Origin of the sequence: Micromonospora sp. S4605 (genome assembly GCF_003176715.1) — a bacterium.
GTDB classification, from domain to species: Bacteria; Actinomycetota; Actinomycetes; order Mycobacteriales; family Micromonosporaceae; genus Micromonospora; species Micromonospora echinaurantiaca.
The window spans coordinates 1-6,995 of record NZ_QGSW01000404.1 but is presented as its reverse complement, the minus strand read 5'-3'; the positions used below and the strand labels follow the sequence as shown (position 1 = coordinate 6,995).

Here is a 6,995-nt window from a genome sequence, read left to right as displayed (position 1 = left end):
CCGTCCCGGCGGCCCGCGCCGCCGAGCCGGTCGGCGACCAGGATGCCGCGGCCGTTGGTGCCGAGGTAGACCCGGCCGTACACCCGGGGGTCGCCGGTGAGCGCCTCGCCGGCGTTGCCGTACTGGTGCTGGTCGTCGTTGATCCGCACCCAGCTGGCGCCGGTGTCGTCGGAGCGGAACACCCCGTGCTGGCCGTCGACCGTGCCGACGAGGTACACCGCCGGGTACGTCCGCCCGGGCGCCGCCTTGCCGAAGCCGACGTTGCCGGCGGTGCTCACGGCGCCCAGCCTGGTGACGCTGGCCCCGGCGTCGGTGGAGCGCCACAGCCCGCCCTCGCCGGCCAGCCACAGCTCGCCCGCCCGGCCGGGTAGCGCCTTGACCTTCACCGTGCCGGGCAGGCCGGTGGCGGCGGTCGGGGTGAAGCTCGCCCCGCCGTCGGTGCTGACGTAGAGCCGGCCGCCGCTGAAGCCGTAGAACCGGTTCGGATCGACCCGGTCGGACTCGATGGTCGCGTTGGCCGGGATGCCGGTCGACGCGGTCCACGAGGTGCCGAAGCCCACCGTGTGCACCACCGGCTGGCCGGCGTCGCCCGGTGCCCAGACGAACCGGCTGCCGTCGGCGGCCGCGGCGACCGTGCCGCCGCTGTTGATCCCGGCCGGCTCGGTGCCCTGGAACCAGTTCGCCCCGCCGTCGGTGGAGAACGCCACGTGGCTGTCGTTCGGGCGGTCCGCGTCGGTGAAGTTGCCGGCCCGCACCAGCACGGCCGGCCTGGTCTCGGCGTAGTCCAGGCTGGTGGTGCTGGTGAAGGTGGGCTGGGTGAACATCATCGGCGGCACCGCGGTCAGGTCGGTGTGCCGGAAGCCGCCGATGTCGCCGAGCGCGCTGAGCAGCGGCGCCCCGGACGGCGGGCTGACCAGGTCGAGCACCGCGGTCTCCTCCAGCCCCTTGACCATGGGCCGGATGGTGACCTGGCCGCCGGTGTCCCACCTGGTGAGGTCGGTGCTGCCGTAGATGGTCGCGCCGGTGCCGTACAGGAACCGGTTGCTGTCGTGCGGGTCGATCTCGACCGACTCGTTCATCCAGCCGAGCTTCGGCGTCTCCTCCGGCGGGGCGGGGTTGCTGCCGAAGGTCAGCCAGGGCACCGAGCTGACGTCAATGGTGTAGCGCTTGGTCCGGTTGGGGTAGCTGCTGAACTCCCAGATCCGGCTCCAGGTGGCGCCGCCGTCGGTGCTGCGCCAGAAGATCGCGTCCGGCCACCAGGAGATCTGGGTGGCCACCATCAGGGTGTTCGGCCGCTGCCGGTCGATGGTCAGCCCGCTGTAACCAAAGTAGGCGTCCGCGCTGTCCGACGGGACCGGGCTGATCCGGGTCCACCCGCCGGTGGCGCGGTCGAACTTCCAGACGTCACCCTTGCCGCCGTCGTACGGGCCGCCGGTGTCGCTGGTGGCGATGTAGAGGAAGCCGCCCACCGGGTCGACGACGCCCTTGTGCGCCAGGTAGCCGGTCGGCTGGCCGGGGACCCGCTCCCAACTGGCGCCGCCGTTCGTGCTCCGGTAGACCGGGTTCTCCTTGTCCGCCACGCCGACGTAGACGGTCTGCGTGGCGGCGCCGGCCGTACCCGTGCTCTTGTCGAAGGCGACCCAGGTCAGGCCCTGGTTCTGGCCGTTGTAACCGTTCGGGTCGCTCGGGTCGGCCCGGTAGTTGCCGACGTTCGGGAAGTTCGCCACCCTCGTCCAGGTCGCCCCGAAGTCGGTGCTGCGCCACAGGCCGTTGCCGCCCTCGGCGGCGTAGTAGAGGGTGCTGTTCCGGTTGGGGTCGACGGCGAGCCGCTCGCCCATGCCCCGGCCGGGCATGTTCCCGCCGTTCTTGAACGGCAGTTCGGTCACCTGCCAGGTGGCGCCCTTGTCGGCCGAGCGCAGGATGGCGCCGTTGTTCGGGTCCCAGTCGTTGGTGTACATGCCGACCGCCGCGTACACCCGGTTGGTCTGCACCGGGTCGGTGGCGACGCTGACCACGCCGTTCCAGCCCCACCTGTCGGCGCCGACCCAGTCCAGCAACGGGGTCCACGACTGGCTGCCCTGCTCCCAGCGGTACAGTCCGCCGATGTCGGTGCGCGCGTAGATCAGGTTCTTCTCGGTCGGGTTGAAGACGATCCCGGGGACGAAGCCGCCGCCGTCGATCCGGACGTTCTTCCAGCCGTACGCCTCGGCGGCCGGCGCGGAGCCGGCGGCGGTGAACGGCACCGCCACCATGGCCGCGGTGGCCAGCGCGGCCACCACCGCGCCGACGAAACTTCTCCGCATCAGCGGTTCCTCTCCAGGGTGATCGCCCGGGAGCGCGCCGGTGGCGCGCCCGGGGACGAGCGACGTGCGCAACGGCGGAGCTGCCCCTGCTCCGCTGCCCGGCGCGACGGCTCCCGCACCCGAGGAACGCGCTCACCCTAACCGATCGCCCGCTACGAATGGAAGCGCTCCCACGCGCCAGTCACGGTTCCCCCCGGTCATGGTTCGCCCCGGTCGGGTGAGGGGGTCTCATCCCCGCCGGCGGCAGGATCGGGGACGGCGTGACGTACGCAGGCCCGCCAAACCGGGGAGGGAGCGAAGATGGCGATCACCACGATCACCCGTACCGACCAGGACATCCAGTCCGCCGTCCTCGACGAGTTGACCTGGGAGCCCCGGGTGCAGCCGCACGAGATCGGCGTGACCGTCTCCGAGGGCGTGGTCACCCTCACCGGCCGGGTGGACAGCTACGCCAAGAAGTGGGCCGCCGAGCGGGCGACCCACCGGGTGGCCCGGGTCCGCGCGGTCGCCAACGACCTGGCCGTGCAGCTGAGCACCGGTGCCGAGCGGGCCGACCCGGACCTCGCAGCGGCGGCCGGCCACGCGCTCGAATGGGACGCCTTCGTGCCGCTCGAACAACTCGACGTCACCGTCTCCAACGGCTGGGTGACCCTGCACGGCGAGGTGGAGTGGGAGTACCAGCGTCGGGCCGCGGAACGGGCGGTCGCGCGCCTCACCGGCGTACGCGGGGTGAGCAACGGGATCACCGTCCGCCCCGACGTACGGCCGGACGGGCACCTGCTGGCCGAGCGGATCGTTGACGCGCTGGCCCGCAACCGGGCGACCGAGGCGGAGCGGATCACGGTGCGGGTGCACGGCGACACGGTGCTGCTCGGCGGGCTGGTCCACTCCATGCCCGAACGCGCCGAGGTGGAGCGGATCGTCTGGTCCGCGCCGGGCATCCGGGAGGTGCAGAACCACATAGCGGTGGCTCCCGTGCTCGGCTGAGCCGCCGCCATGACGCCGCCGCACGGTCCGGAGCGGCGCCGCCACCCGCCGGAACGGCGCGCCGCCGCGCGGCCCGGCCGGGCGCCGAACCACCCGCGCGGGGTGAGCCGCGCTCACCCCGGTGGAGACCAGGCTGGGAGCCATGACTGAGCCGAACGGGCTGATCCGACCCGGGCGCGCCGCGCCCGGGTCCGCCGGCGATCGGGGGGTCGGATGACCACGCCACTTCAGGTCACCGCCCGCCTGCGCACCCCGGTGACGGAGCACGACCACGTCCGCGGACCGGTGGACGCGCCGGTGACCATCGTCGAGTACGCCGACTTCCAGTGCCGGTTCTGCGGAGCCGCGTACCGGAACCTGACCGAGCTGCTCCGCCAGCGGGCGGACACGGTGCGGCTGGTGTACCGGCACTTCCCGATCGCCAACCTGCACCCGTACGCGGAGAGCGCGGCGGAGGCCACCGAGGCGGCCGACCGGCACGGACGGTTCTGGGCCATGCACGACTGGCTGTACGAGCACCAGGACCAGCTCGACCCGGTGCACCTCTCGCTCGGCATCGAGCAGCTCGGCCTGCCGATCGACGAGGTGCGCGCCGAGGTGGACCGGCAGGCGCACGGCGACCGGGTGCGGCGGGACTTCGTCAGCGGCATCCGCAGCGGGGTCAACGCCACGCCCACCCTCTTCATCAACGAGGTCCGCCACGACGACGCCTACGACCTGGCCGACCTCCTCACGGCGGTGGACGCCGCCGCCAACCCCTGAGCCTCTCTCCCCTCCTGTCGATCAAGAGCTTCGCGTCACCGGAAGGCTTCCCGGTCGACGCGAAGCTCTTGATCACCTTTGTGGGTGGATCAGATGAGGCGGAGTTCGCGGGCGCGGCGGACGGCCTCGCGGCGGCGGGTCGCGTCGAGCTTGCGGTAGATGTTGCGGACGTGCGTCTTCACCGTGTTGACCGACAGCGACAGCTCACTGGCGATCTCCACGTTGGACAGGATGCTCTGCAGGTAGCGCAGGATGGTCAGCTCCCGCTCGGTGAGCGGCTCGTCCAGCGCCGCCGCGGCCGGCTCGGTCGCCGCCCGCCCGGCCGGCTCGTCGGCGCCGCGGACCAGGTCGCTGACCGTCGGCCAGTGCGCGGTGCCGGCGTCGAGGTGCGCGGCGAGCAGGTCCCGCACCCCCGGCTCGGCGCGGGTGAACACCCGCCGGTACCCGTCCGGCCCGGCCAGGTCGAGCGCCGCCTCCAGCAGCCGGCCGGCCCGCCGCTCGTCCCCCGCCCGCCGGGCCAGCACCGCGTCGAGCACGGCGGCGTCCAGGCGTACCGGCAGTGCCCAGTCGGCCGCCTCCGGGGCCTGCCAGTCCGGCAGCAGGCGCCCGGCGGCGCGGGGGTCGTCGGCGCACAGCTCCACCCGGGCCAGCGCCACCGCCAGCGCGGGCTCGGCCTGCTCGCGTACCCGGTCGGTGAGCAGCTCGCGGGCGGTGTCCAGGTCGCCCCGACCGGCGCGCAGGTCTGCCTCGGCGGCCAGCAGCCAGTGCGTCAACTCGACGGCCCGGGGCCGGTCGGCCAGTCGCTCCCGCGCCTCGACCAGCAGTCGCAGCCCGGCGGCCGGGTCACCGGCGTCCCGCCGCAGGTACCCCTGGCACAGCGCCGCCAGCGCCGCCACGGTCGGCTCGCCGGTGGCGGCCGGCGCGGCCAGTCCCAGGTTGGCCTCGGCCTCCTCGGGCTGGTCGCGGTGCAGCGCCACCAGCGCCAGCGCCAGGTAGCCGTGGCCGCAGTCCAGCCGGCAGGCCCAACCCTGGCAGGGCGGCAGGGCCAGCGCCGCCCGGGCGGCGTCCTCGGCCGCCCGCAGCTCACCCCGGGCCGCGTGCAGCAGCGCGGACCGGCTGGCGCAGACCAGCTCGGTGCGCGGCCGCCCCGCCTCCCGGGCCGCCGCGAGCGCCCGACCGAAGCCGGTGGCGGCCGCCCGCAGGTCCCCCTCGGCCAGGTCGACCAGGCCGACGGCGGTCTCCCCCACCGCCCGCACGTCGGCGTCCTCGCCCGCGTCGCCCCGGGGCGCGGCGCCGGGCATCCCGGCGTGCGTCCGGGTGGCGAGCAGCCGGGCCGCGGCGGCGCGTACCTCCCGGTGGTCGCCGGCCAGCCGGGCCAGGGCGAGTTCCAGCGCGGCGACCAGGCGCAGGAACCGCTCCCGGCGCGGGGCGGGCAGCGTCGGGGCGTGCTCGGCGGCGAGCCGTAGTCGCTCCGCGGCGGCCGCCGCGTCCCCGGCGTGCGCCCGCTCCGCGGCGCAGGCCAGCGCCAGCTCCGGGTCGCGGGCCACCGCATCGGTCGGGGGGACGGCGGGCGGCGGCCCGGCCGGGGTGTCCCGGTCGTACGGGGCCAGCTCCGGCCAGCGGGTGATGAACAGGTCGGTGGCCGGACCCCACTCGCCGGCGGCGAGGGCGTGTCGCAGCCCGTCGGCCGGCCGGCCGTTGTCGGCGTACCAGCCGGCCGCCCGCCGGTGCAGGTCGCGCAGCTCGTCGGCGGGCAGCCGGGCCAGCTCGGCGTGCAGCAGGTCGGCGAGCAGCGGGTGGCAGCGGTACCAGGGCGGGCGGCTGTCGTCGCGGCGCAGCGGCCCGCCGGCGCCGGCCAGCGCGGCCAGCGTCGGCTCGGTGTCCGCCCGGCCGGTGAGCGCGTCGGCCAACCCGGCGCAGACCGCGTCCGCCACGGCGGTGCGCCGCAGCACGTCCTGCGCCTCGGGCTCCAGCCCGGCGAGCACCTCCTCGCGCAGGTAGCCGGCGATGTCCGGCTGGTCGCCGCCGAACTGCTCCACCCAGCGCGCCGGGTCCGGCTGCCCGCGCAACGCCAGCGCGGCGAACCGGAGCGCCGCCGGCCAGCCCCCGGTCCGCTCCCGCAGCCGGCGCACCCCAGCCACCGGCAGCACCACCCCGTGCGCGGTGAGCAGGTCGGCCACCTCGTCACCGGTGAAGGCCAGCTCGTCCGGGCCGAGCTCGGTCAGTTCCCCGGCCAGCCGCCACCGGTGCACGGCCAGTGGCAGCCCGGCCCGCGCGCCGACCACCAGGCGCAGCCGCTGGCCGGCGTGGCGGAGCAGGAACTCCAGCCCGGTCAGCGCGGCCGGGTCGGTGATCCGGTGCAGGTCGTCCACCACCAGCAGCACCGGCCGCTCCCGGGCGGCGAGCGCCGCGGCCAGCAGTTCCAGCTGGTCGGGGCGGGGTGGCCGGTCGGGCACCGGGGGCTCCGGCGCGTCCCCGACCGGACCGGTGGCCGCGCGCAGCGCCGCCGCCAGGTAGGACCAGAACCGGTCGCCGTCGTCGCCGGCCTCCACCGACACCCAGGCCGCCCGGAGCGGTTCGCCGTCCGGGGTAGCGTCCCCGGCCGCACCGAAGTCCCCCGGCGGCGCGCCCGCCGGCACGGCCTCGCGGGCCCCCTCGGCAGCCGCGGTCACCGGGCCGCCCTCCGCCCGGTCCGGGCCGGCGGCAGCGGCCGCCCGGCACCACGAGGCGAGCAGGGTGGTCTTGCCCCAGCCGGCCGGCGCGGAGACCAGGGTGACCGGGCCGCCGGTCCCCCGGTCCAGGGCGTCCAGCAGCCGGGGGCGCAGCAGCACCGGATCGGGCAGCGCGGGCGGACGCAACCGGGACGCCAGCAGGGGTGTGCCGGCCGGGCCCCGCACCGCCGCCGTGACCACGGTTCGGTTCTGCTCCTCCGGCATCCGGCCC

General features: G+C 75.8%; 4 protein-coding genes. 2 read left to right on the top strand and 2 right to left on the bottom strand.

Translation table 11 applies throughout. From position 1 onward, the window contains the following. Positions 1 to 2,303: WD40/YVTN/BNR-like repeat-containing protein (locus DLJ47_RS32200; RefSeq protein WP_109905723.1), on the bottom strand; the 2,303-nt coding region annotated here is incomplete at its 3' end. 300 nt (positions 2,304 to 2,603) lie between these two features. Here DLJ47_RS32200 and DLJ47_RS32195 point away from each other — a divergent pair. Then, a complete protein-coding gene (locus DLJ47_RS32195) occupies positions 2,604 to 3,290 on the top strand; it encodes a BON domain-containing protein (protein ID WP_088992535.1) in 687 nt (228 codons plus the stop codon). Positions 3,291 to 3,503: 213 nt separating this feature from the next. Continuing rightward, the gene (locus DLJ47_RS32190; protein ID WP_109905719.1) at positions 3,504 to 4,052 is read left to right on the top strand and encodes a DsbA family protein; all 549 of its coding nucleotides are present in this window, start codon (positions 3,504 to 3,506) and stop codon (positions 4,050 to 4,052) included. Between the two features lie 89 nt (positions 4,053 to 4,141). Here DLJ47_RS32190 and DLJ47_RS32185 read toward each other — a convergent pair. After that, positions 4,142 to 6,995: LuxR C-terminal-related transcriptional regulator (locus DLJ47_RS32185; RefSeq protein WP_233258138.1), on the bottom strand; the 2,854-nt coding region annotated here is incomplete at its 5' end.

What these genes read in the sequence shown, in the direction of transcription:
- DLJ47_RS32190 (WP_109905719.1), top strand. Translation starts at nt 3,504, where the DNA reads ATGACCACGCCACTTCAGGTCACCGCCCGCCTGCGCACCCCGGTGACG.
- DLJ47_RS32195 (WP_088992535.1), top strand. Translation starts at nt 2,604, where the DNA reads ATGGCGATCACCACGATCACCCGTACCGACCAGGACATCCAGTCCGCC.